Genomic DNA, 24,439 nt, shown 5'->3' with positions numbered 1-24,439 from the left:
TTCCGTTATGTCGTCGACGGTGTTAGGGCTGGTCAGAGCGAGCCATCCGGAACCGACCGCCGCGGTCGCCACAGTGGCCGGTCTGCTCGCGGCCGGCGTCGGGCATCCGCCCGGCGGGATCGCCGCGGTGGCGCTCACCGTGACCGCCAGCCAGCTCGCGGTCGGCTGGACCAACGACCTGCTCGACGCCGAGCGGGACGCCGCGGTGGGGCGTACCGACAAACCGGTGGCGTCCGGCGTGGTCTCCCGGCGCACCATCGCCGTGGCCGCGACGCTGGCCGCCGGCGCCACCGTGGCGCTGGCCCTGGCCACGAATCCGGTGGCGGCACTCTGGGCCACGGTCGCCCTGGTGTCGGCCCTGCTCTACGACTGGCCGTTGAAGTCGACCCCGGTCTCCGTGCTGCCGTACGCGATCTCCTTCGGCGCGCTGCCCGCCTTCGTGGTGCTGGCGCTGCCCGGTGCACCGACGCCGCCGTTCTGGCTGGTGGCCGCCGCCGCCCTGCTGGGTGCCGGCGCCCACTTCGCCAACGTGCTGCCGGATCTCGCCGACGACGCCCGGACGGGGGTCCGCGGGCTGCCGCACCGGCTGGGTTCGACGGGCAGCCGGGCCGCCGCCGTCGGGTTGTTGATCGCGGCGACCGGCACGCTGGTGCTGGGCCCGCCCGGGCCGCCGTCGGGCGTGGGCCTCGCGGCGATCGCGGCCACCGTCGTGATCTTCATCCTGTCCTGGTACGCGGGCCGGGCGGCCGACCGGGCCGGGGGCGCCCGGTGGCCGCCTTCCGGGCGGTGATGCTGGTGGCCCTGATCGACGTCGTCCTGCTGGTCACGAACGGGCGGCTGATCTGAGCCGCACCCCGGCAGGTGACCGCGCCGGGTCCCCGTGCGGGCCGAGATCGGCCCCAACTACCCTGGAGCGCGGTCTGCGCGGGCATGGCCAGCGGTTCCGGCGGCGTAGCCGGGTGTGATCGTGACGAGGAGGACCGACGTGACGCGCTCGATCAGGGGTTCCCGGCGGGCTGCCGTGCTGCTGCCCGGGATCGCGGCGGCGGCCGGGATGCTGCTGCTGTCCGGGTGCGGCGCCGGCCAGATCGCCGAGACGGCCAACAAGGTGCCGTCGGCCCAGGGCGTCGACTTCCAGGTCGGCGACGGGAGGTACGCCGTCCGCGGCGCCCTGATCGCCTACCCCGGGATCGAGGGCTACCAGGCTGGCGACGACGCCGTGCTGAACGTGGTCTTCTACAACGACTCGCCGGACCCGGTCACCGTGACCGTCACCTCGCCGGAAGCCCGCGCCGTGGTGATCACCACGGTCGCCGCCGCGACCAGCCCGTCGCCCACCGGGTCACCCTCGCCGGACGAGTCACCGTCCGCCTCCCCCACCGCGGGGCCGGCCCGGGTCGAGGTCCCGCCGCTGGGCTACGCGCAGCTCAACACCGAGGGTGAGCAGGTGCTCCAGCTCGTCGGGCTGAGCCAGTCGGCGCTCCCGGGCCAGAACATCACGCTGGCCTTCGACTTCGGCGGCGCGGACACGGTCACCAGCTCCGTCCCGGTGGCCGTGCCGCTCACTCCGGTTCCGCCGCCGTCGCCGATCATCGAGCGGCACACCGAGTACGAGGGCGAGGGCGGCCACTGAGCCGTTCCAGTGCTTTCCGGCGTCGCCGGCGTGGGCTGACCCGTGCCGGCGGCGCCGCCGTCGTACCCGGGGATTAGCGTCCCCCCGGTGAGCATCTCCCGATCGACCCCGTCCCGGACACCGGCTGGCGGGCGGGGCAGGGCGTCGGCCCGCGAGCCCCGTCCCGCGTACGAGTGCGACGCCTGCGGCCACCAGCCACCCAAGTGGGTGGGACGCTGCCCCGAGTGCGGCGAGTGGGGATCGGTGGTCGAGTGCACGGTCACCGGCCCGACCGTCTCCGGCCGCGTGGTCAGCTCCCGGATGCCTGCCGAGCCGGCCCGGCCCATCGCCACCATCAGCGCGGCGCCGGCCCGGGCCCGGCCCACCGGCGTCAGCGAGCTCGACCGGGTCCTCGGCGGCGGCCTGGTGCCCGGAGCGGTGGTGCTGCTCGCCGGCGAGCCGGGGGTCGGCAAGTCCACCCTGCTGCTCGACGTCGCCCAGCAGTGGGCCGCCGGAGCAGGCAGCCCGTCCCTGGTGGTCAGCGGCGAGGAGTCGGTCAGCCAGGTGCGACTGCGCGCCGAGCGGATGGGCACCCTGCACGATCAGCTCTATCTGGCCGCCGAGAGCGACCTCGCGGCGGTGCTCGGTCATCTCGACGCCGTCAAGCCCGGTCTGCTCGTCCTCGACTCGGTGCAGACCATCTCCACCACCGGCGCCGAGGGGGTGCCCGGCGGGGTGACCCAGGTCCGGGCCGTCACCGCCGCCCTGGTCGCGGTGGCCAAGGAGCGCGGCGTCGCCACCGTGCTGGTCGGGCACGTCACCAAGGACGGCCAGGTCGCCGGCCCCCGGGTGCTGGAGCACCTGGTCGATGTGGTGCTGCACTTCGAGGGCGACAAACACTCGTCGCTGCGGCTGGTGCGCGGTGTGAAGAACCGGTTCGGCGCCGCCGACGAGGTCGGCTGTTTCGAGATGCACGAGGGCGGCATCAGCAGTCTCGCCGATCCCTCCGGGCTGTTCCTGACCCGCTACGCCGAGCCGGTGCCGGGCACCTGCGTGACGGTGGCGATGGAGGGTCGCCGGGCACTGGTCACGGAGGTGCAGGCGCTGATCGGCGCCACGGTGGCCGGCTCGCCCCGGCGCACGGTCTCCGGGCTGGATTCGGCCCGGCTGGCGATGGTGCTCGCGGTCCTCCAGCGGCGCACCGAACGACTCACCCTGCACGATCGGGAGGTCTTCGCGGCCACCGTCGGCGGCATCCGGGTGGTGGAGCCGGCGGCCGACCTGGCGGTCGCCCTCGCCGTCGCCTCCGGCGGGCTCAACCTGGCGATCGCACCCCACCTGGTGGCGATCGGCGAGGTCGGCCTGACCGGCGAGGTGCGCCGGGTGGGCGCGGTGCCCCGCCGGCTGGCCGAGGCGGCCCGCCTCGGCTTCCGGTTGGCCCTGGTGCCGCCCGGTTGCGGGCCGACGAGCAGCGGTGCCGGTCCCGAGCAGATGCGGGTGGTCGAGGTCGGCGACGTCCGGTCGGCGTTGCAGGCCGCGGCCCGCGCCTCGGCGGAGTGAGCGGTGTCTCCGACGGGCGCGCCGGACGGGCCGGACGGAATCGTGACACATCACAGTAACCACGAGAGCACCCACCGCACGGCAGTCCGTAGACTGTGCCCGTGCCGATCGACCGCGATACCACCAAGCCTGCCGGCGCGACACCCCACGCCCGCACCGGCGCCGTGGGCTCGCCCGCCCGTCCGATCAGCGTGAGCGTGACCGGAGGCGGCGGTGCCGGCGACCCGCTGCGCGCCAACCTGGCCCTGATGGCACCGGGCACCGCGCTGCGCGACGGCCTCGAGCGCATCCTGCGCGGTCGGACGGGGGCGCTGATCGTCCTCGGCTACGACAAGGTGGTCGAGGGCCTGTGCACCGGCGGTTTTCCGCTGGATGTCGAGTTCTCCGCGACCCGGGTGCGCGAGCTGTGCAAGATGGACGGCGCGGTCGTGCTCTCCAGCGACGGCACCCGGATCGTCCGAGCGGCGGTGCACCTGATGCCCGACCCGACCATCCCGACCGAGGAGTCGGGCACCCGGCACCGCACCGCCGAGCGGGTGGCCCGGCAGACCGGCTATCCGGTGATCTCGGTCAGCCAGTCCATGCGGATCATCAGCCTCTACGTCAACGGCCAACGGCACGTGCTGGACGACTCGGCGGCGATCCTTTCCCGGGCGAATCAGGCGCTGGCCACCCTGGAACGGTACAAACTCCGCCTGGACGAGGTCTCCGGCACCCTCTCCGCGCTGGAGATCGAGGATCTGGTCACCGTACGCGACGCGGTGGCGGTGGTGCAGCGGCTGGAAATGGTCCGCCGGATCGCCGACGAGATCGCCGGCTACGTGGTCGAGTTGGGCACCGACGGCCGGCTGCTCGCCCTGCAACTGGACGAGCTGATGGCCGGCGTCGACGCCGACCGCACCCTGGTCATCCGCGACTACCTGCCCACCGGCCGCAAGTCCCGCACCCTCGACGAGGCCCTGGTGGAGTTGGATCTGCTCAGCGCCACCGAGCTGATCGACCTGGTCTCCGTCGCCAAGTCGATCGGCTACCCAGCGGTCTCCGACGCGCTGGACGCGGCGGTCAGCCCTCGTGGGTTCCGGCTGCTGGCCAAGGTGCCCCGGCTGCCGGTGGCCGTGGTGGACCGGCTGGTGGTGCACTTCGGGAGCCTCCAGCGGTTGCTGGGCGCCACGGTGGAGGACCTCCAGGCCGTCGAGGGCGTCGGCGACGCCCGGGCCCGCGGGGTACGCGAGGGACTGTCCCGGCTGGCCGAGGCCTCCATCCTGGAGCGCTACGTCTGACCGGGCCACCCTGGTGCGTGTCGACGTCCTGGCCGGCCTGCGGCGGGCCCCAGGCAACGACCGGCCGCGTCGGACGCCCTAGCCGAGGGTCAGCTTCGCCGGCTGACTCAGTCGGGTGCCCACCCGGGCGAAGACCTCGTACGTTCCGGCGGGCACGGTCGGGCCGTTCGCCAGCCCGTTGGCGCACCGGCTGCTGCCCCGGCCGTTCCAGCCGACCTGGTAGGAGCGTTCGAACCCGGGGGTGAAGGACTGCACGTCCGAACCGGAGGCGGTGCCGCAGGTGTCCGAGGACCACACCACCTCGGCGCCGGACTTGATGTAGAGCTCCTGGACGGTCGCGCCGACATCCCGGCTGCACGTTCGGTCGGACCGGTTGCGCACCTTCAGGTGCAGATCGACGGAGGCGCCGGGGGCGACCTGCGCGGGCAGCGCCAGGGCGGTCACCGCAAGTTCCGAGTCCACGCAGGTGCCCTCGTCCGTCGCCGGATCCACCGTCGGTGGGTCGTTGCTGAGACTCGGCTCGGTATCGGGATCGTCCGCCGGAGTGGACGGGTCGGCACCGGCGTCGCCCGACGGCGGTGAACCGGTCTGCGGAGTCAGCACCGATCCGGTGGGATCCGGCGTGCCGGTCGCCACGACCGGGTCGGCTTCGCCGTCGCCGGTCGCGTCGTTGCCGCCGTCCGGCCCGTTGAACGAGTAGAGCAGGACAACCAGGAAGAGCAGAACCGCGCCGAGCACGACGGCACGACGCCGCCAGTACACGGCGGGAGACAGGGGGCCGACCGTCAGACGCATGATGCCTCCACCGTAGCGGCGGCGTGAGCGACGGACGGTAACGACGCGCCGTGGCTCGACCGCCCCATCCGATCCGACCCTCCAATCACGATGGTCCGCCCCGACGGCAGGCTCGCTGCGTCACCGACGGTGACCGTGCACGTGCTTCAGAGATATACCTTGCGCTGGTAGATCGCGTGGGCGCCGGCGACCCGGTCCAGGAAGAGCAGGCCGGCGCAGTGGTCGATCTCGTGCTGCAACGCGCGCGCCTCGAAACCGTCCGTAACCAGGCGTGCGACCTTGCCGCTGCCCGGCAGCATCCCCTCGACCACCAGCCGACTGGCGCGCTTGACGTCGCCGGTCAGATCGGGCACCGACATGCACCCCTCCCGGCCCGCCTTCCACCGGGTCGCCTCGACCACCCGGGCGTTGCACAGGGCGAACACGCCGTGCACGGTGATCGCCTTCGGATGGCCGGTGACATCCACCGCAAAGACCTGCGCACCCACCCCGACCTGGGGGGCGGCCAGACCGACGCAGCCGGGCGAGACCCGCATGGTGGCGATCAGGTCGGCCGCGAGTTGCACGGTCTCGCCGGCCGTCGGGTCGACCTCCGCACCCGCCCGGCTGAGCACCGCCTGCGGCGCCGACACCACCGGGATCACCCGGCCGGCACCCAACGCCTCCGGCGCCCAGTCGCCGAGGCCCTCGTACGTCTCGGCCCGTGGGTCCGGCTCCGGCCGGCCCGGCTCGCCACTCACAGCAGATCCGGTTCGGCGGGTCGGAGGGTCACCTCGACACCCAGGCCGGCGGCGGCGTCGGCCAGCCGCCCGAGGAGCACCTCGGCCGCACCCGGTGGCAGTTCGACCTCGGCGACCACCACGTAGAGCGACCCCGACAGCCGCGTGCTCAGATCGGTGACGTTGCCGCCGGCCTCGGCCAGCACCCGGGTCATCGCCGCCACGATGCCCATCCGGTCGGCACCGTGCACCGCCATCACGTACGGCTCGCCGGCCGGAACCGCCGCGCCGTCGGGCGTCACCGCGCGCACGGTGGCCAGCAGCTGACCGTCGGCGGCGAGCGGGGCCAGGGCGGCCTCGACCTCGGCGGCGGCCGGGCCGACGCAGATCAGGGTCATCGCGAAGTGCCCCCGCAGCCGGGTCATCGTGCTGTCGGTGAGGTTGGCTCCGAGCCGGGCGAGCACCTCGGCGACGTCGGCCACGATGCCGGGCCGGTCCCGGCCGATGACGGTGATCGCGAGCTCGTTCATCCGGGCATTCTGCCCGATCCGTGCGCGCTTCCGGGCGGCGGCCCGCCCGGACCGTCCAAACGCCGGGACCGCCGCGCGTGAGATCATCGGCGGCGCGATGACAGAACCCACCTTCGCCGGCCGGGTGAGCCGGTGGTACGAGCAGAACGCCCGGGACCTGCCGTGGCGCAGACCCGACGTGAGCCCCTGGGCGATCCTGGTCAGCGAGGTCATGCTCCAGCAGACCCCGGTCGCCCGGGTGCTGCCCGCCTGGCAGGCGTGGCTGGACCGCTGGCCGACACCGACCGCCCTGGCCGGCGACAGCCCGGCCGACGCGATCCGCATGTGGGGGCGGCTCGGCTACCCCCGCCGCGCGGTACGGCTGCACGACTGCGCGGTGACCATCGTGGAACGCCACGGCGGCGCGGTCCCGGCACGGCTGGAGCAGTTGCTCGCCCTACCCGGAGTCGGCACGTACACGGCCCGGGCGGTGGCCGCCTTCGCATACGGCCAGCGGCACCCGGTGGTCGACACCAACGTGCGCCGGGTGGTCTGCCGGGCCATCGCGGGAGAACCGGACGCCGGCCCGGCGACCCGGCCCGCCGATCTGGTCGCCACCGAGGAGTTGCTGCCCGACGAGCCGGCCGCCGCCACCCTGGCCAGTGCCGCCATCATGGAGTTGGGGGCGCTCGTCTGCACCGCCCGCTCACCCCGTTGCGGCGCGTGCCCGGTCGAGACGGCCTGCGCCTGGCGAGCCTCGGGGCAGGTTGCCCCGCTCGGCCCGACCCGCCGCCCGCAGCGGTACGCGGGCACCGACCGCCAGGTTCGCGGCCTGCTGCTCGGGCTGCTCCGTGAGGCGACCGGGCCGGTGCCGCACCAACGCCTGGATCAGGTGTGGGCGGACGACGTGCAGCGTGCCCGCGCGCTGGCCGGTCTGGTCACCGACGGGCTGGTCGAGCCGATCGGCGAGACGTCGTTCCGCCTGGTCGGGGACGAGCCGCCGGCGCCGGTGGCAAGCTGAGGGCCGGCCCCGCGCGGGCCGGCCCTCAGCCGTTCGATGTGCTCTCGTGGGTCAGGCGGAGTAACCCCGGCTGGCGATCCAGTCGGCCAGCGCGTCGGCGCTGATCCAGTACTCGGCCTGGGCGGGGTTGGCCGAGTCGGCGATCTTCACCTGGTCACCGTCGCCCCGGTAGCCGGTCACCGAGATGTAGTGGCCGCCCTCGAACGAATGGCTCACTCCGTCGGTGTCCGTGGCGGTGCCGATGACGTTGGCCACCACGCTCCGGCCGTCGTCGACGGCACGGACGATGTCGTCCCGCAGCCGGTCCGTCTCTGCCTTGTCGGCGGCCCGACCGGGAATCTCCACCGTGCGGTAGACATCCCTACCGGCCTTCTCGTTCAGGGCCTTGGTGATCAGATGTGCCGAGTCGGTGCCCCGCTCGGTGGTGCCCATGTCACGGGCCAGGTCGTCCTGGGAGACGTCCTTGTCCATGGCGGTCAGGGCGTTACGTACGGCCGCCGGGCCGCAGTAGTAGAAGTTGGGCTGGGCTTCGTAACGAACGTTCAGCTGCCGCTCGCCCTTGCCGTGCCCGCGCTCGGCCACCGCGGCCAGCGGGCTGGTGCTCGGCGGAGCGGCGAGCGCGCCCACCGGGGCGGCGACCATGCCACCGGCGCAGACGGCACCGGCAGCGGTCAGGGCAGCCCTACGAATCAAGGTAGTCATGATCATTGCCTTCCGTCTCGGGGATCGACACGACACCTGGAAGTGAGGATGTGGATACCGCGTCGGGAGGAAGCAGCAGGAGCGCCCGCGGCTGTCGGGCCGAAGCTCCCGGCCAGGTGTTCAACGGCCCCGGCAGGCCCGGCATTCCGGGCCCGCCTGAGCAGGACCGCCGCGGTTACCCCCAGTACAACGCCCCCCGGCTCCGGCCCATGCCGCAGCAAACCGTGACGGCGGCCACACCCCCGCGGCCCGGAGTCGACCGCGGCGACCGGCATGGGATCTGGACCGCCAGCCGCGAGCAATGTCCGTATTCCGGGTGACCGACGGCGGTCGGTGGCCGACCCACCCACCGGTCGCCCCGGGCACGGGGACAGCAGACGACGGCGGTCCGGTGGCAGATGCCACCGGACCGCCGCTGTCGGCTGGAGACCTACTCGTCGGCACCCGCGGTAGCGGTGCTGCCGCCGAGGTCTGCCGGCACGGCGTCCGGCACCTGGGCCGGCCGGTCGGAGCCCTGGAAGACGAGCTTGGACTTGTCGATGTCGTTCGGGTCGCCCTCGCAGTCCACCACGACGATCTGACCCGGGGTCAGCTCGTTGAACAGGATCCGCTCGGAGAGGTTGTCCTCGATGTCCCGCTGAATCGTGCGACGCAGCGGACGGGCGCCCAGCACCGGGTCGAAGCCCTTGGCCGCCAGGTACTTCTTGGCGTTCTCGGTCAGTTCCAGACCCATGTCCTTGTTACGCAGCTGGGCCTCGATCCGCTGGATCATGATGTCGACGATCGAGAGGATCTCCTCCCGACGCAGCTGGTGGAAGACGATGGTGTCGTCGATCCGGTTCAGGAACTCGGGCCGGAAGTGCTGCTTGAGCTCGTCGTTGACCTTCTGCTTCATCCGGTCGTAGGTGGACTCGGAGTCCTCCGACTGCTGGAAGCCCAGCGAGACCGCCTTGGCGACGTCCCGGGTACCCAGGTTGGTGGTCAGGATGATGACCGTGTTCTTGAAGTCCACGATCCGACCCTGACCGTCGGTGAGCCGACCGTCCTCCAGGATCTGCAGGAGCGTGTTGAACACGTCCGGGTGGGCCTTCTCGATCTCGTCGAACAGGACCACCGAGAACGGCCGACGGCGCACCTTCTCGGTCAGCTGCCCGCCCTCGTCGTAACCGACGTAACCGGGAGGGGCACCCACCAGCCGGGACACCGTGTAACGGTCGTGGAACTCGGACATGTCCAGCTGGATGAGAGCGTCCTCGCTGCCGAAGAGGAACTCGGCGAGCGCCTTGGACAGCTCCGTCTTACCCACACCGGACGGGCCGGCGAAGATGAACGAGCCCGACGGGCGCTTCGGGTCCTTCAGGCCGGCCCGGGTCCGCCGGATCGCCTTCGAGACCGCCTTGACCGCGTCCTCCTGGCCGATGACGCGCTTGTGCAGCTCGTCCTCCATGCGCAGCAGGCGCGAGGTCTCCTCCTCGGTCAGCTTGTAGACCGGAATGCCCGTCCAGTTGCCCAGCACCTCGGCAATCTGCTCGTCGTCGACCTCGCTGACGACGTCCAGGTCACCGGCCTTCCACTCCTTCTCCCGCTGCGCCTTCTGGCCCAGCAGCTGCTTCTCCTTGTCCCGCAGCTGCGCGGCACGCTCGAAGTCCTGCGCGTCGATCGCGGACTCCTTGTCACGACGCACCTGGGCGATGCGCTCGTCGAAGTCCCGCAGGTCCGGCGGCGCGGTCATCCGGCGGATCCGCATCCGCGCACCGGCCTCGTCGATCAGGTCGATCGCCTTGTCCGGCAGGAACCGGTCGGAGATGTACCGATCGGCCAGCGTCGCGGCAGCCACCAACGCGGCGTCGGTGATGCTCACCCGGTGGTGTGCCTCGTACCGGTCCCGCAGGCCCTTGAGGATCTCGATGGTGTGCGCCAGCGACGGCTCACCCACCTGGATCGGCTGGAACCGCCGCTCCAGCGCGGCGTCCTTCTCCAGGTGCTTGCGGTACTCGTCGAGCGTGGTCGCGCCGATGGTCTGCAGCTCGCCGCGGGCCAGCATCGGCTTGAGGATGCTCGCCGCGTCGATCGCGCCCTCGGCGGCACCCGCACCCACCAGGGTGTGGATCTCGTCGATGAACAGGATGATGTCGCCCCGCGTGCGGATCTCCTTGAGCACCTTCTTCAGGCGCTCCTCGAAGTCACCGCGGTAACGGGAACCGGCCACCAGCGCACCCAGGTCGAGCGTGTAGAGCTGCTTGTCCTTCAGCGTCTCGGGCACCTCGCCCTTGATGATCTTTTGGGACAGCCCCTCGACCACGGCGGTCTTGCCGACGCCGGGCTCACCGATCAGGACCGGGTTGTTCTTGGTACGGCGGGAGAGCACCTGCATCACCCGCTCGATCTCCTTCTCGCGCCCGATCACCGGGTCGAGCTTGCCCTCCCGGGCCGCCTGGGTCAGGTTCCGGCCGAACTGGTCCAGCACCAGGCTGGTCGACGGCGCGGCCTCACCCGGCGCGGTGCCCGCCGCGGCCGGCTCCTTGCCCTGGTAGCCGGAGAGCAGCTGGATCACCTGCTGACGGACCCGGTTCAGGTCGGCGCCGAGCTTGACCAGCACCTGGGCCGCGACGCCCTCACCCTCACGGATCAGACCGAGCAGGATGTGCTCCGTACCGATGTAGTTGTGGCCGAGCTGCAGCGCCTCGCGCAGCGACAGCTCCAGCACCTTCTTGGCCCGGGGCGTGAACGGGATGTGCCCGCTCGGCGCCTGCTGACCCTGACCGATGATCTCCTCGACCTGCTGCCGGACGCCCTCGAGGGAGATGCCGAGGCTCTCCAGAGCCTTCGCGGCAACGCCTTCGCCCTCGTGGATCAGACCGAGCAGGATGTGCTCTGTCCCGATGTAGTTGTGGTTGAGCATCCGGGCCTCTTCTTGGGCCAGGACGACAACCCGTCGCGCTCGGTCGGTGAACCGCTCGAACATGCCCTCGTGCTCCTCACGTGCCGTGCGCACTCGATCTTGGTGGTCAAGATCCTCGGCGGGGCCGGATACGCAAGCGCCCGGGACGGGCGTCCGCGCCTCTTCACTCTATCGCCGCGAACCGACTCGGCTGACCTCGTGTGTCTACCTCGTCGGTCCGGTACGCGTCGTTTTGCCCAACCATCCACGCTCAGCGGGTGTTCCGGGCATGGCATCTGTACGCGCAGAGCGAAATTCGGCCGGTAGCCGGGGAGCGCCGGGAGCGCCGCACGGAGGCGTCCCGGCATGTCGAAGGCACCCCCTCGGGCGCCCTCCACAGGCTGTGGACAACGAGTCCACCGGCTGTGGACAACGCCCCGCCGACCGAAATCAGTCCCGGTGGCCAAGCCCGCGGTCGAGCCGCACCGGAGGCCGGGCGACGGCGCCCGGCGATGGGCTCCGGCACCGGACCGACCCGAAGACGGTGGCGCCGGCCCGGAGAACTGCTCCCGGGCCGGCGCCATGGGCGACCGTGGGCCTGGTCTCAGTGACCGGCCTTCGAGTGGTACTCGTCGACGATCTCCTGCGGGATCCGGCCCCGGTCGGAGATGTCCCTGCCGGCCTTGCGGGCCCAGGCCCGGATGGCCTTGTTCTGCTCACGATCGGCCGTGGCGCCACCCCGGCCGCGGGCGGCACGCCCGCCGACGACCACACCGCCGCGACCGACCTTGGTGCCGCTGGCGATGTACGGGGCGAATGCCTCACGCAATTTCTCCGCGTTCGGACCCGACAGGTCGATCTCGTACTGAACGCCGTCGAGCGCGAACTTGACGGTCTCGTCCGCGTCCCCGCCGTCCAGGTCATCGACCAGCTTGTGAATGATCTGCTTGGCCACGTCCCACATTCCTTTCGAGCAGGGCTGCTCCGGTCAACTGCAAGAGCACAATAACCCGTGAGATGCTTGCCGCGTCAATAGGATGCGGTAACGACCCGGTAGATTCTCGTAGGACTACTCGGGGCGGACCAACGGGAAGAGGATGGTTTCCCGAATTCCCAGGCCGGTCAGCGCCATGAGGAGCCGGTCGATTCCCATTCCCATGCCGCCGGCCGGGGGCATTCCGTACTCCATCGCCCGGAGAAAGTCCTCGTCCAGTCGCATCGCCTCGTCGTCACCCCGGGCAGCCAGTTGCGCCTGGGCGACCAGCCGCTCCCGCTGCACCACCGGGTCGACCAGCTCCGAGTAGGCGGTGGCCAGCTCGAACCCGAGCACGTACAGGTCCCACTTCTCGGCCAGGCCCGGCTCGCTGCGGTGACCGCGGGTGAGCGGGCTGGTCTCCTCCGGATAGTCCCGAACGAAGGTGGGCGCCTCCAGGCCGGGTACCACCAGTTCCTCGAAGAGTTCCTCGGCCAGCTTGCCCGGCCCCCACTTGGGGTCGACACCCAGGCCGACCTTGTCCGCGTACTCGACCAGACGGGCTCGCTCGGTGCGGACCGTGACCTCCTCGCCGAGCGCCTCGGAAAGCACGCCGAACAGGCTGACGGAACGCCACTCGCCACCGAGGTCGAACTCTCGCCCGCTCGCATGGCTGACCACCGTCGACCCGCTCACCGCGACCGCCGCCTGCTGGACAAGATTGCGGGTCAGCTCGGCCATGGTGTTGTAGTCGCCGTACGCCTGGTACACCTCCAGCATCGCGAACTCCGGCGAGTGCGAAGAGTCGATGCCCTCATTACGGAAGTTGCGGTTGATCTCGAAGACCCGCTCGACACCGCCGACCACGGCGCGCTTGAGAAACAGTTCCGGCGCGATTCGGAGATACAGATCGGTGTCGAGTGCATTGCTGTGGGTCACGAAAGGTCGGGCCGCCGCACCCCCGGGCAGCAACTGCAACATCGGGGTCTCGACCTCGATGAAGGCCTGTCCGTGCAACGAATCACGCAGACTGCGTACGGCTGCGGCCCGGGTACGTACCATCTGACGCGCCTGCGGACGGACGATCAGGTCGACGTAGCGCTGCCGGACCCGGGCCTCCTCGCTGAGCGGCTTGTGGGCCACCGGCAGCGGGCGCAGCGCCTTCGCGGTGACCGCCCACTGCTCGGCCAGCACCGACAGCTCGCCCCGGCGGCTGGTGATCACCTCGCCGGTGACTCCCACCTGGTCGCCGAGGTCGACCAGGCGCTTCCAGTCCTCCAGCCGCACCGCGCCGACCCGATCCAGCGACAGCATGGCCTGCAGCTCGGTGCCGTCGCCGTCGCGCAGGGTGGCGAAGCAGAGCTTGCCGGTGTTCCGTACGAAGATCACCCGACCGGTGACCGAGACCTGGTCGCCGGTGGCGGTGTCGGTGGGCAGGTCCGCGTAGCGCTGCCGCACCTCGGCCAACGTGGCGGTACGCGGGTAGCTGATCGGGTACGGCTCGACGCCGTCGGCGAGCATCCGGTCCCGCTTCTCCCGGCGGACCTTCATCTGCTCGGGAAGGTCGTCGGCGGGGTCGACTGGCACGGGGCTCTGCTGGGTCACGGCACGCTTCCTCGGCGGGAGAATTCGGGCGGGGTCAAGCCCCGAGCGTACTCAAGCGCCTCGCCGACCGTTACTGGATAGCCCGCCGGTCATGACCGACCCCACTGCCGCCCTCTCGTTCGGCGTGGCCGCCGCCGAAACCGGACCTGGTCGACCAAACCCCACCGCAAAGAGCCAGGAACAAGATCAGACATTCCGCTCGTACACCATGCGCAGCCCGATCAGCGTGATCATCGGCTCATGGTGTGTGATCGTCCGGCACTCGTTGAGCACCAGCGGGGCCAGCCCGCCGGTGGCGATGACCGCCCTCAGCTCACCCAGTTCGGCTGCCATCCGCTCGACGATCCGGTCCACCTGTCCCGCGAAGCCGAAGTACAAGCCCGCCTGGAGGCACTCGACGGTGTTCTTGCCGATCACCGACCGGGGCTTGGTCGCCTCGACCTTGCGCAGCTGAGCGGCCCGGGCGGCGAGCGCGTCGAAGGAGATCTCGATGCCCGGTGCGAACGCGCCGCCGAGGAACTCGCCCCGGCCACTGATCACGTCGAAGTTGGTGGTGGTGCCGAAGTCGACCACGATCGACGGTCCGCCGTAGAGGGTGTACGCGGCCAGCGTGTTGACCACCCGGTCGGCACCGACCTCCTTCGGGTTGTCGATGGCCAGCTGCACCCCGGTGCGGACGCCGGGCTCGACGATCACGCTCGGCAGTTCGCCGTAGTAGCGGGTCAGCATGGTGCGCAGCGATCGCAGCGCGGCCGGGACGGTCGAGCAGGCGGCCACACCGGTGATCTCGACGGCGTCACCGGCAAGCAGTCCGCGGAACATCAGACCCAGTTCGTCGGCGGTCGAGCGGGCGTCGGTCTTGATCCGCCAGGAGTGCACCAGCTTGTCGCCGTCGAAGGTCGCCAGCACGGTGTTGGTGTTCCCGATGTCGATGCAGAGCAGCACGCACGCAGCCTAGACGGGCCTACTCAAGCCGCAGGTCCAGGGCGATGTCCAGGATCGGCGACGAGTGGGTGAGCGCGCCGACGGAGAGGAAGTCCACGCCGGTCGCCCCCACCGCGGCGGCGTCGGCGAGCCTCAGCCCGCCGGTCGCCTCCAGCTCTGCCCGGTCAGCCACGGCCGCCACCACGGCGGCGAGCACCGCCGGAGACATGTTGTCCAGCAGGAGGAAGTTCGCCCCGGCCTCGACCGCCTCCACCGCCTCGGCGAGCGTGTCCACCTCCACCTGCACCGGCACGTCCGGGAACGCCTCCCGGACCCGCCGGTAGGCGGCCGTGATCCCGCCCGCGGCGACCTTGTGGTTGTCCTTGACCATGGCGACGTCGTGCAGGCCCATCCGCTTGTTGGTGCCACCGCCGGCGCGGACCGCGTACTTCTCCAGGGCGCGCAGGCCCGGAGTGGTCTTGCGGGTGTCGAGGACCATCGCCTTGGTGCCGGCCAGCGCGTCCGCCCAGGCCCGGGTGTGGGTGGCCACCCCGGACATCCGGCAGAGCAGGTTGAGGGCGGTCCGCTCGGCGGTGAGCAGCACCCGGGTGGGGCCGGTCACCGTGGCCAGCACGTCGCCGCGAGCCACCCGTTCGCCGTCGTGGGCCACCAGTGACACCTCGACGGTACGGTCCATCCCGGTCACCTCGGCGGTCAGCTCGAACGCGGCGGCGGCCACCGCCAGCCCGGCCACCACGCCGTCGGCCCGGGCCACCAGGTCAGCGGTGTCGGTCTGCGCCGTCGGGATGGTGGCGACACTGGTGACGTCGAGCCGGTCCGGGCCGAGGTCCTCGACCAGGGCGTTCTCGATGATCCGGCGCACCTGGTCCGGGTCCAGCCCGGCCGCACGCAGCATCCGATCCGCAGCCGTCACGGAATCTCCTCCCAGCGGGTGGTCAACCGGCCCTGCGCCCCGATGGCACCGACCAGGTGGCCGTGCCACCGCTCGTCGGCCGATCCGAAGTCCTCCCGCCAGTGGCAACCCCGGGTTTCCCGGCGGGCGTACGCGGCGGCCACCAGCGCGGCGGCCACCGTGACCAGGTTCGTCGCCTCCCAGTCGGCGGTGCGTGGGATGCCGCGACCGGCACCCAGTTCGACCAGGCCGGTGGCGGTCCCGGTGAGCGTCGCGGCGGAGCGGAGCACGCCGGCACCGCGGGTCATCGCCCGCTGCAACTGCGGTGTCACCGCGGCGGGCACCACCCAACCACCGCCACCGCGCCAGGCACCGGTGTCGGCCGGGTTGGCCTGCTCCGGCAGCCCGGCCGCGACGTGGGCGGCGATCCGTCGGGAGAAGACCAAACCTTCCAGCAGCGAGTTGCTGGCCAGCCGGTTGGCGCCGTGGACGCCCGTGCAGGCGACCTCACCACAGGCGTAGAGGCCGGGGATGGAGGTCCGGCCGTGCAGGTCGGTGCGGACCCCGCCGGAGGCGTAGTGCGCGGCCGGCGCCACCGGGATCAGCTCGCTGCCCGGGTCGACACCGATGGCCAGGCACGAGGCGACGATGGTGGGGAAGCGCCGGGCCAGGAAGTCACCACCAAGGTGACGGGCGTCGAGGTAGACGTGGTCGTCGCCGGTGGCCAGCAGCACCCGGTGGATGCCCTTGGCCACCACGTCGCGCGGCGCCAACTCGGCCAACTCGTGCTGGCCGAGCATGAAGCGCTTGCCGTCGCCGTCCACCAGGTGCGCGCCCTCGCCCCGCAGCGCCTCGGATACCAGCGGCTGTTGCGCGTGGCCGGCGCCGGGCACCCGGGAGTGCTCCGGCACGATCAGTGCGGTCGGGTGGAACTGCACGAACTCCACGTCGGTGACCGCCGCCCCGGCCCGCATGGCCAGGGCGACCCCGTCGCCGGTCGAGACGGCCGGGTTGGTGGTCGCCGCGAAGACCTGGCCCATCCCGCCGGTGGCCAGGACGACCGCCCGAGCCAGCAGGGCGCCGACGCCGTCCTCGCTGCCCTCGCCGAGGACGTGCAGGGTGATCCCGCACGCGGGGCCGAGCCCGTCCGGACCGTCACCGGGGGCACGCAGCAGGTCCAGCACCAGCGCGTGCTCGACGAGCCGGATCCACGGGTCACGGCGTACCGCGGCGTGCAGGGCCCGCTGCACCTCCGCACCGGTAGCGTCGCCACCGGCGTGCACGATGCGATCGGCCCGGTGACCGCCCTCCCGGGTGAGCATCAGCGAGCCGTCGGCGTTGCGGTCGAACTCGGCACCGAGACGGATCAGCTCCCGCAACCGGGTCGGCCCCTCCTCGACCAGCACGCGCACCGCCGCCGGGTCACACAGGCCCACGCCGGCGATCTCGGTGTCGGAGGCGTGCCTGGCCGGATTGTCGGCCGGGTCGAGCACCGCGGCGATGCCGCCCTGCGCCCATCTGGTCGAACCGTCGTCGATGTTGACCTTGGTGACCACGGTGACGTGCAGGCCCGCCTCGCGCAGGTGCAGCGCCGCCGTCAGCCCGGCCACCCCGGAGCCGACCACGATCACGTCGGTGGTCTCCACCCAGCCGGGCGCCGGTGCGGCCAGCAACCTCGGCAGTGCCGGCAGGCCGACGGTCGGTAGGTCCATGCCTCACAGTCAACCCGAATGTCTCTCGGCTCGGGCGGCGGGGGCGGGACGAGTGGTTCCGGCTACTTCGTCCGGACCGGCAGCCCGGCCGGCCCGGCGCCGCTGAGCGACCCGGTCACGCTGCGATCGCTGAGCCACAGGTAGCAGCGCACACCCCGGTCGCCGACCCGCCACCGACCGGCGCCGGGTGGGCGGACCACCACGTCGCTGCGGAAGACCAGGTCACCATCGTCGGGCAGGCCGGCCCAACGGGCGAGGACGGAGCGGCATCCGGCGTAGAACGGCGCCCATTCGGCGTTCCGCGTCGGGTACGGGCGATCCGGTGCCGGCCACACCCCGGCGAACTCGGCGTCGTGGCGCTCGGCGCACTCCACCGGCACCAGGGTCTGCACCACGCCACCCCGGCCGGTACGCGTCTGCTGGCAGCCCAGCCTCAGCGCCGACGGTGCCCGGAGCGCGTCCCGCAGGGAGCCGGTACGCGGCACCACGGTCGCCGCCGCCTCCACCGTGTCGACCTCCATCAGGTCGCAGCGGTACCACCGGGAACCGGCCACCCAGCCCGGCTCGGACGGCACCGCGACCGCCAACCGGAGCCGCCCGGCCCGCCAGTTGTCGCCGACGTGGCCGCTGGCCCGGTCGTCGCACTGGGCGAAGGCGGTACGCAGTTCGGGCGAACCGGTCGCCGGTGGGTCGTCCTGCCCTCCGGCAAAGGCACCGACGTGCACCGTCTCCACCCGGTGCGAGGCGGCGCAGTCCACCGGCGCGTACGCCCCGAGGGGCACCACGTCGGCGAAGTCGGCCTCGTGGCAGACCCCGGCGGCGGGGGTGAACGGGCCGGGTGACGGCAGTGCCGGCCAGTCGTCGACCAGGTCAGCGTCCAGCCCGCCGGACCCGGTGCAAGCCGCGAGCAGCGCTCCCACGGTGAGGGCCGCGACCAGGGTTCTCGTCGCACGTTGCATGACGCCGCCTCCCCCAGTCAGCGGCCGTCCCCCGACGGCACCCTCAGGGTAACCAGAAATGACCTTCCGGTGACAGACCGGAATCGCGGCGCATCTGTCACGGCCGCCGGCCAGGGGGCGTTCTGTCACGAGCGACCGAGAGGACCGCCCTCGGGTCACCTCGCCAGCGACGACGGCGTCCTACACCGACAAGGGGTTGGCGACGGGGGTGCCGGCGGTGCCGGGGGCCGCGGTCGACGGGTCGGCGCCGAGGTCGACGACCTTGTTGTCCGCGTCGACGTGCACCACCCGGGGCCGGTACGCGCGAGCCTCGGCGTCGTCCATCTGCCCGTACGAGATCAGGATGACCAGGTCGCCCGGCTGGACCAGGCGGGCGGCGGCGCCGTTGATGCCGATCACGCCGCTGCCCCGCCGGCCCGGAATGACGTAGGTCTCCAGCCGGGCGCCATTGGTGATGTCGACGATCGCCACCTGCTCGCCGGGGAGCAGGTCGGCCGCGTCGAGCAGATCCTCGTCGACGGTCACCGAGCCGACGTAGTGCAGGTCCGCCTGGGTCACCGTGGCCCGGTGGATCTTGGACTTCAGCATGGTGCGGTACATCAGGATGCCTTTCGCGCGAACGTGACCGGGGTCAGGAGGCCGGGGCGAGCCGGACCGGGGCATTGTCGATCAATCGGGTACCGCCCACCCAGGCGGCGACGAGCAGCCGGGCCGGGCCGCGGACCGGACCCGGCTCCAGGTCGGGATCGGTGAGCACCAGGTAGTCGAGCCGCACCCCGGACCCGTCGACCCCGAAGGCGACGTGCGCGGCGGTCAGCACCGCGGCGGCGTCACGGCCGGCCTCGGCGGCCTCGGCACCCGCCCGCAACGCCCGGGACAGGCTCAGCGCCACCCGCCGCTCGGCGCCGGAGAGGTAACGGTTGCGGCTGGACAGCGCCAGCCCGTCCGGCTCCCGAACGGTGGCCACGCCGACCACCTCGACCGGGACGTCCAGGTCCCGGCACATCCGCCGGACCAGGGTCAACTGCTGGTAGTCCTTCTCGCCGAAGACGGTCAGATCCGCTCGGGTGAGCTGGAGCAGCTTCAGCACCACGGTCAGCACGCCGTGGAAGAAGCCCGGGCGGCTCAGCCCCTCCAGATCCTCGCCGAGCGGCCCGGGGTTGACCCGTACCGCCGGCTCGCCGCCCGGGTACATGTCCGCCACCGAGGGGGCGAAGACCAGGTCGGCACCGACCCGCCGGCACACGTCGAGATCCGCTTCCAGCGTGCGCGGGTAGCGGTCGAAGTCCTCGTTCGGCCCGAACTGCAACGGGTTCACGAAGATCGTCACGAGCACGTGGTCGGCCCGCTCACGGGCGGCTCGCAGCAGCGCCTCGTGCCCCTCGTGCAGCGCGCCCATCGTCATCACCACCCCCACCGTCCCGGTGCGGGCGGCCCGCCACCGGGCCAGTTCGGCACGGGTGTGCACCACTTCCGTCATGTGATCCACCTCGCTCGACAGCTGAGTTCCGCCGGCCGTCACGCCGCCACCCCGGCCTGCTGACCGGCCAGGACGCCGAGCAGCGACTCCGCGTCGACCGGACGCAGCCGGCCGGCGGCCACGGCCCGGTCGGCGGTACGCCGGGCCAGGGCCAGGTAGGGGGCGACCGACTCGGGTGCGGTGGCGGCGAGTTGGGCGAGGTGCCGCTGCACGGTGCCCGCGTCGCCTCGGGAGACCGGGCCGGTCAGCGCGTCGTCGCCCAGGCGCAGCGCATTCTCCAGTGCGGCGTGCAGCAGTGGGGCCAGGACCCTCTCGGGCTGGCCCACCCCGGCGTCGCGCAGCCGATCGGCCGCCTCGTTGACCAGGGTCACCAGGTGGTTCGCGCCGTGTGCCAGCGCCGCATGGTAGAGCGGTCGGTCGGCATCGGTGATCCACTCGGGCACCCCGCCGAGGTCGGCGACCAGCCGGGCGGCCAACGGGCGCAACTCGGTCGGCGCGGTCACCCCGTACGAGATGCCCGGCAGCCGGCCGAGATCGTCGGGCGAACCGGTGAAGGTCATCGCGGGGTGCAACGCCAGCGGGCGGGCGCCAGCTGCGCGGGCCGGGGCCAGCGCCGCCAGGCCGTGCGCCCCGAGGTGTGCGCGACCACCTGGCCCGGGCGCAGCGCACCATCGGCGGCCAGACCGGCCACCACCCCGGCGAGCGCGTCGTCCGGTACCGCGATCAGCAGCAGGTCGGCGGCGACCCGGGCGACCTCGGCGGCGGACCGGCGGGGACCGCGGGCAGCAGCAACGCCAGCCGGGCCCGGGACGCCCCGGAGGCCCCGGTGGCGGCGACCACACGATGGCCGGCGGCGGTCAGCGCGGCGCCCAGGGTGGCGCCGACCCGACCCGCGCCGATGACGCCGATCGTCAACGCAGCAGGGGTGGCGGCCCGGGTCGAGGCCACGGGCGCGGACCGCCGACGGGCGGCCAGGCGGGTGCGCAGCGGTGCGCTCATGTCACGATCCAGTCCTCGAGTGGGGTACCGGTCGAGGCCAAGTATGCGTCGCTGACACGGATCCGAAACAAGGATGTGTGAAATCGTTCACCGGTGTGGAGGAGGGCCCGATGTCGATGCTCTGGCGGGACGCGATGCAGCTGGCGCTCTACGGGCCGGCGGGCTTCTTCGTCTCCGGAGCCGGCCCGGCCGCGCACTTCCGCACCAGCGTGCACGCCTCCCCGGTCTTCGCCTCGGCCCTGCTCCGGTTGATCCACCAACTCGACGCCGCCCTGGACCACCCCGACCCGTTCGACGTGGTGGACGTCGGTGCCGGCCGGGGCGAACTCCTCGATGCTCTCTCCGTGGGGGTCGCCTCGCCCGAGTCCGCCGAACCGTCGCCCGCCGCGCCGGTTCCGCTGGCCCGGCGGGTACGGTTCACCGCCGTCGAACTCGCCGCGCGCCCCGCCGACCTGCCCGACCGGATCACCTGGACGAACGACATCCCCGCCGGCATCACCGGCCTGCTCCTGGCCACCGAATGGCTCGACAACGTCCCCCTCGACCTGGCCACCTGCACCGAGGACGGCTGGCACCACCTCCTCGTCGACCCCACCACCGGCGAGGAGACGACCGGCGCGCCCGTCGGCCAGGAGGACGCGGCATGGCTACGAGCGTGGTGGCCCGGGCCGGCCTGCGTCGACCCGGGCGCCGCTGCGCAGGCCGTGCCGGACGGTCCGAGTCCGGCCGGGTCGGGTGCCCGGGCAGCCCCCACCGACCCCACCCACAGGCCGGAGCGTGCCGAGATCGGGCGGACGAGAGACGAGGCGTGGGCCGACGCCGTGAGGCACGTCGACCGGGGACTGGTGCTGGCCGTGGACTACGGGCACCTGCGCGGGGCACGGCCGATCGGCGGGTCGTTGACCGGGTACCGCGACGGGCGCCAGGTGGCGCCGGTGCCGGACGGGTCGTGTGACATCACCGCGCACGTCGCCATCGACTCGGTCGCCTCCGCCGGTGAGCGGGTCGCCCGGTGCGCGTACTCCCTGGGATCGCAGCGGGACGCACTGCGGGCGCTCGGGGCCGACGGCGGACGACCACCGCTGAGCCTGGCCGGCCGCGACCCGGTCGGATACGTGCGGGCGCTGGCCGAAGCGTCGGCGGCGGCCGAGCTGACCGATTCGGCCGGCCTCGGCGGGCACTGGTGGCTGTGGCAGCCGGTCGGCGTGCACCGCCGGGACCGGACGTTCATGGCACGATGGCGGGTATGACCACGGGCGACCTGCGCGAGCTGACCGTCGGCACCGGCGCCGGGCTGGTGGCGGGTGACGGCGGTGAGCAGCTCGGCACCGACATGGTGCTCAACATCGGGCCGCAGCACCCCTCCACCCACGGCGTACTGCGGCTCAAGCTCGTCCTGGACGGCGAACGGGTGCTCGCCGCCGAGCCGATCATCGGCTACATGCACCGCGGCGCGGAGAAACTCTTCGAGGTACGCGACTACCGCCAGATCATCGTGCTGGCCAACCGGCACGACTGGCTTTCGGCGTTCGCGAACGAGCTGGGCGTGGTGCTCGCCGTGGAACGGCTGATGGGCATGGAGGTGCCGGAGCGGGCCACCTGGCTGCGGATGACCCTCGCCGAGCTGAACCGGGTGCTCAACCACCTGATGTTCCTCGGCTCGTATCCGCTGGAGATCGGCGCGATCACCCCGATGTTCTACGCCTTCCGGGAACGGGAGACGCTGCAGGCGGTGATGGAGGAGGTCTCCGGCGGGCGGATCCACTACATGTTCAATCGGGTCGGCGGGCTGAAGGAGGAGGTCCCGTCCGGGTGGACCGGGCGGGCCCGCGCCGCGATCGGCGAGGTGCGCCGCCGGATGCCCGACCTGGACAACCTGATCCGGCGCAACGAGATCTTCCTGGCCCGTACGGTCGGGGTGGGCGTGCTCTCCGCCGCCGACGCCGCCGCGTTCGGCGCCTCCGGCCCGGTCGCCCGGGCCTCCGGGCTGGACCTGGACCTGCGCCGCGACGAGCCGTATCTCGCCTACGACCAGCTCGACGTACCGGTGGTCACCCGCCGCACCGGCGACTGCCACGCCCGCTTCGAGGTGCTGCTCGACCAGGTGTACGCCTCACTCGACCTGGCCGAGCAGTGCCTGGACCGGGTCGACCGGCTCACCGGGCCGATCAACACCCGGTTGCCGAAGGTTCTCAAGGCGCCCGAGGGGCACACCTACGCCTGGACGGAGAACCCGCTCGGCATCAACGGCTACTACCTGGTCTCCCGAGGTGAGAAGACGCCGTGGCGGCTCAAGCTGCGCACCGCGTCGTACGCGAACGTGCAGGCGCTGGCCACCCTGCTGCCCGGCTGCCTGGTGCCCGACCTGATCGCCATCCTGGGATCGATGTTCTTCGTGGTCGGCGACATAGACAAATGATCCTGGGGCGCCGTTGGCCGAACGCTCCCGGCGGGTCGGCTGCCGGCCCACCACACGGTCAGCGCCAGCGGTTGGCACCGCCGTCGTGGGTCGGGTAGCCGTAGTCGGGCTCCTCGACCTGGTGTCGCCGGCCGTACGCTTCCGGACGCCGTCCGCGCACCGGCTCGGCCTGGTAGCCGTGGGCCGGCTCGGCCTGGTAGCCGTAGCCCGGCTCGGCCTGGTAGCCGTGGACCGGCTCGGGCTCGTACCCGTGGGCCGGCTCGGGCTGATATCCGCGCTGGCGGGGTGGTCGCCACTCCTCCGGCACGGGCACGCCACCGGCTGGTAGCGCCGCGCGATCCTCCGGCTCGCCCCAACTGTCGCGCCATGGCTCGTCGCCGTGGGCACCCCGACGCGGCTCGTCGCGGCGCATGCTGGCCCAGCGGTCCTCCATCCGGTACTCCGTGCCACCCGGATCGGCGTGCACCTCGGCACGACGCTCACCGATCCGCAGCTCCCGGCCGCGGTCGTCGTCGCGCACCGCGGCCCAACGATCACCGGCGCGCAACTGCGCCCAGTACTGGCCGGTGTCGTCCACCCGGTGTTCCGGACCGGCTGGAGCCGGTTCGGCGGCCCCCTCCCACTGCCGGGCAGCGCCGTCCCAACCCCGGTCGTCGGGCGGCGTTTCCCAGTCGCGATCGTCGCGGGCCGCACCCGCCCAGGAACGCTCGTCGTCTCGGGCCGAGCCGGACCAGGAACGGCGTTCGTCCGCGTGGGACCGCGAACGGTCGTCGCGGTCCGTGCCGCGGCCGTCCCGGCCGCGCTCCTCCGGCTGTTGGGCCGACCAGGGCTGCACGTAACCGCCGTACCGGTTGCCGGACTCACCGCCACCACCGTCCACCACGGTGTGTCGAGTGGTGACGTGCACGGTCTCGGTGTGCCGGACCACACCGGGCGGGCGGGCGGCCGGATCGCCGGAACGGTTGTCCTGCTCCCGGCTTCCCGGCGAACCGTAGACCCCGGCGGAGCCACCGGGTGGGCGGTCACCGCCGTGACCGGCCGCACGCTCCCCGCCGTACCCGCCCACCGGGCCGTGCCCCGCGGCCTGGGCCGTGCCGTACACCCCGGCCTGTCCGGCCGGCCGTTCGGCGTAACGCGCCGGAGCCTCCGGTTCCGGCACCGGCACCCGGCCCGGCCCGGCCCGGGCGGTTCCTCGGCGCCAACCGACGGGGCGCCGGCGGAGTCGATGCGGCGACGCAGCCCGGTCAACGCCTCCTGGACCCGCTGGGCCTCGTCGAGCGCCTGGTTGCCTCGCTGGGCGGCGGCCACGATCTCACCGCGCAGCTCCCGCCGCAGCTCGTCGATCTCCTCGCGCAGCTCCTCGGTGTGAGCCCGCC

General features: G+C 72.4%; 21 protein-coding genes and 2 pseudogenes. 8 read left to right on the top strand and 15 right to left on the bottom strand.

Annotation, left to right across the window (positions count from 1 at the left end):
• Positions 1–7: 7 nt before the first annotated feature.
• From KIF24_RS01555 to disA, 4 genes and pseudogenes are all read left to right on the top strand, one after another.
• Positions 8–846: pseudogene (locus KIF24_RS01555) on the top strand (UbiA family prenyltransferase).
• A gap of 139 nt (positions 847–985) precedes the next feature.
• Positions 986–1,633: a hypothetical protein gene (locus KIF24_RS01550; protein WP_221082432.1), complete on the top strand. Its 648-nt coding sequence runs from the start codon at positions 986–988 to the stop codon at positions 1,631–1,633.
• Positions 1,634–1,720: 87 nt separating this feature from the next.
• Positions 1,721–3,172: a DNA repair protein RadA gene (gene radA / locus KIF24_RS01545; RefSeq protein WP_407939849.1), complete on the top strand. Its 1,452-nt coding sequence runs from the start codon at positions 1,721–1,723 to the stop codon at positions 3,170–3,172.
• Between the two features lie 101 nt (positions 3,173–3,273).
• Complete coding sequence (gene disA / locus KIF24_RS01540; protein ID WP_221082431.1) at positions 3,274–4,452, top strand: DNA integrity scanning diadenylate cyclase DisA; 1,179 nt, start codon at positions 3,274–3,276, stop codon at positions 4,450–4,452.
• Between the two features lie 78 nt (positions 4,453–4,530).
• Here disA and KIF24_RS01535 read toward each other — a convergent pair whose 3' ends face one another.
• The 3 genes from KIF24_RS01535 to KIF24_RS01525 all read right to left on the bottom strand — a co-directional run bounded on the left by KIF24_RS01535 (position 4,531) and on the right by KIF24_RS01525 (position 6,496).
• Positions 4,531–5,247 (bottom strand): hypothetical protein, encoded by a 717-nt coding sequence (locus tag KIF24_RS01535; RefSeq protein WP_221082430.1) that lies wholly within the window; start codon positions 5,245–5,247, stop codon positions 4,531–4,533.
• A gap of 146 nt (positions 5,248–5,393) precedes the next feature.
• A complete protein-coding gene (locus KIF24_RS01530) occupies positions 5,394–5,987 on the bottom strand; it encodes a peptide deformylase (RefSeq protein ID WP_221082429.1) in 594 nt (197 codons plus the stop codon).
• Positions 5,984–6,496 carry a glycine cleavage system protein R gene (locus tag KIF24_RS01525; RefSeq protein ID WP_221082428.1) on the bottom strand — a complete coding sequence of 171 codons (513 nt, stop codon included), beginning with the start codon at positions 6,494–6,496 and terminating at the stop codon, positions 5,984–5,986. The genes KIF24_RS01530 and KIF24_RS01525 overlap by 4 nt, the downstream gene beginning before the upstream one ends.
• A 97-nt stretch (positions 6,497–6,593) precedes the next feature.
• Between KIF24_RS01525 and KIF24_RS01520 the strand changes: the two genes are divergently transcribed.
• A complete protein-coding gene (locus KIF24_RS01520; protein WP_221082427.1) occupies positions 6,594–7,496 on the top strand; it encodes an HhH-GPD family protein in 903 nt (300 codons plus the stop codon).
• 51 nt (positions 7,497–7,547) lie between these two features.
• Here KIF24_RS01520 and KIF24_RS01515 read toward each other — a convergent pair whose 3' ends face one another.
• The 11 genes and pseudogenes from KIF24_RS01515 to KIF24_RS01465 all read right to left on the bottom strand — a co-directional run bounded on the left by KIF24_RS01515 (position 7,548) and on the right by KIF24_RS01465 (position 20,644).
• A complete protein-coding gene (locus KIF24_RS01515) occupies positions 7,548–8,201 on the bottom strand; it encodes a C39 family peptidase (protein ID WP_221083125.1) in 654 nt (217 codons plus the stop codon).
• A gap of 427 nt (positions 8,202–8,628) precedes the next feature.
• The gene (locus tag KIF24_RS01510; RefSeq protein ID WP_221083124.1) at positions 8,629–11,163 is read right to left on the bottom strand and encodes an ATP-dependent Clp protease ATP-binding subunit; all 2,535 of its coding nucleotides are present in this window, start codon (positions 11,161–11,163) and stop codon (positions 8,629–8,631) included.
• A gap of 520 nt (positions 11,164–11,683) precedes the next feature.
• Positions 11,684–12,034 (bottom strand): histone-like nucleoid-structuring protein Lsr2, encoded by a 351-nt coding sequence (locus tag KIF24_RS01505; RefSeq protein ID WP_331460982.1) that lies wholly within the window; start codon positions 12,032–12,034, stop codon positions 11,684–11,686.
• A gap of 114 nt (positions 12,035–12,148) precedes the next feature.
• Entirely contained in the window at positions 12,149–13,657 is a 1,509-nt protein-coding gene (lysS, locus tag KIF24_RS01500) for a lysine--tRNA ligase (RefSeq protein WP_221082425.1), read from the bottom strand.
• Between the two features lie 186 nt (positions 13,658–13,843).
• Entirely contained in the window at positions 13,844–14,602 is a 759-nt protein-coding gene (locus tag KIF24_RS01495; RefSeq protein WP_221082424.1) for a type III pantothenate kinase, read from the bottom strand.
• 19 nt (positions 14,603–14,621) lie between these two features.
• Positions 14,622–15,497, bottom strand: coding sequence for a carboxylating nicotinate-nucleotide diphosphorylase (gene nadC, locus KIF24_RS01490; RefSeq protein WP_221083123.1), 876 nt, complete (start codon positions 15,495–15,497; stop codon positions 14,622–14,624).
• A 14-nt stretch (positions 15,498–15,511) separates the two neighbouring features.
• Entirely contained in the window at positions 15,512–17,206 is a 1,695-nt protein-coding gene (locus tag KIF24_RS01485; protein ID WP_221082423.1) for an L-aspartate oxidase, read from the bottom strand.
• Between the two features lie 62 nt (positions 17,207–17,268).
• Positions 17,269–18,165 (bottom strand): septum formation family protein, encoded by an 897-nt coding sequence (locus KIF24_RS01480; RefSeq protein ID WP_221082422.1) that lies wholly within the window; start codon positions 18,163–18,165, stop codon positions 17,269–17,271.
• Positions 18,166–18,345: 180 nt separating this feature from the next.
• Positions 18,346–18,765, bottom strand: a complete 420-nt coding sequence (gene panD, locus KIF24_RS01475) for an aspartate 1-decarboxylase (protein WP_221082421.1) — start codon at positions 18,763–18,765, stop codon at positions 18,346–18,348.
• A gap of 31 nt (positions 18,766–18,796) precedes the next feature.
• On the bottom strand, positions 18,797–19,645 hold the full coding sequence (panC, locus tag KIF24_RS01470; protein WP_221082420.1) for a pantoate--beta-alanine ligase: 849 nt from the start codon (positions 19,643–19,645) through the stop codon (positions 18,797–18,799).
• A gap of 38 nt (positions 19,646–19,683) precedes the next feature.
• Positions 19,684–20,644 (bottom strand): annotated as a pseudogene (locus KIF24_RS01465) (Rossmann-like and DUF2520 domain-containing protein).
• Between the two features lie 110 nt (positions 20,645–20,754).
• Between KIF24_RS01465 and KIF24_RS01460 the strand changes: the two are divergent.
• Positions 20,755–21,894 carry an SAM-dependent methyltransferase gene (locus KIF24_RS01460; protein ID WP_221083122.1) on the top strand — a complete coding sequence of 380 codons (1,140 nt, stop codon included), beginning with the start codon at positions 20,755–20,757 and terminating at the stop codon, positions 21,892–21,894.
• Positions 21,882–23,063 carry an NADH-quinone oxidoreductase subunit D gene (locus KIF24_RS01455; RefSeq protein WP_221082419.1) on the top strand — a complete coding sequence of 394 codons (1,182 nt, stop codon included), beginning with the start codon at positions 21,882–21,884 and terminating at the stop codon, positions 23,061–23,063. Before KIF24_RS01460 ends, KIF24_RS01455 begins: the two co-directional genes overlap by 13 nt.
• A 58-nt stretch (positions 23,064–23,121) precedes the next feature.
• On the opposite strand, the gene KIF24_RS01450 is transcribed toward KIF24_RS01455, so the two are convergent.
• Positions 23,122–24,222 (bottom strand): hypothetical protein, encoded by a 1,101-nt coding sequence (locus KIF24_RS01450; RefSeq protein ID WP_221082418.1) that lies wholly within the window; start codon positions 24,220–24,222, stop codon positions 23,122–23,124.
• 66 nt (positions 24,223–24,288) lie between these two features.
• On the opposite strand from KIF24_RS01450, the gene KIF24_RS01445 reads away from it, so the two are divergent.
• Positions 24,289–24,432, top strand: coding sequence for a hypothetical protein (locus KIF24_RS01445; protein WP_221082417.1), 144 nt, complete (start codon positions 24,289–24,291; stop codon positions 24,430–24,432).
• Positions 24,433–24,439 lie beyond the last annotated feature (7 nt).

The sequence above is a fragment of the Micromonospora tarapacensis genome, from assembly GCF_019697375.1.
Taxonomy (GTDB): domain Bacteria; phylum Actinomycetota; class Actinomycetes; order Mycobacteriales; family Micromonosporaceae; genus Micromonospora; species Micromonospora tarapacensis.
Note: the sequence above shows the minus strand (reverse complement) of the source record. Positions and strands in the feature narration are given on the sequence as shown.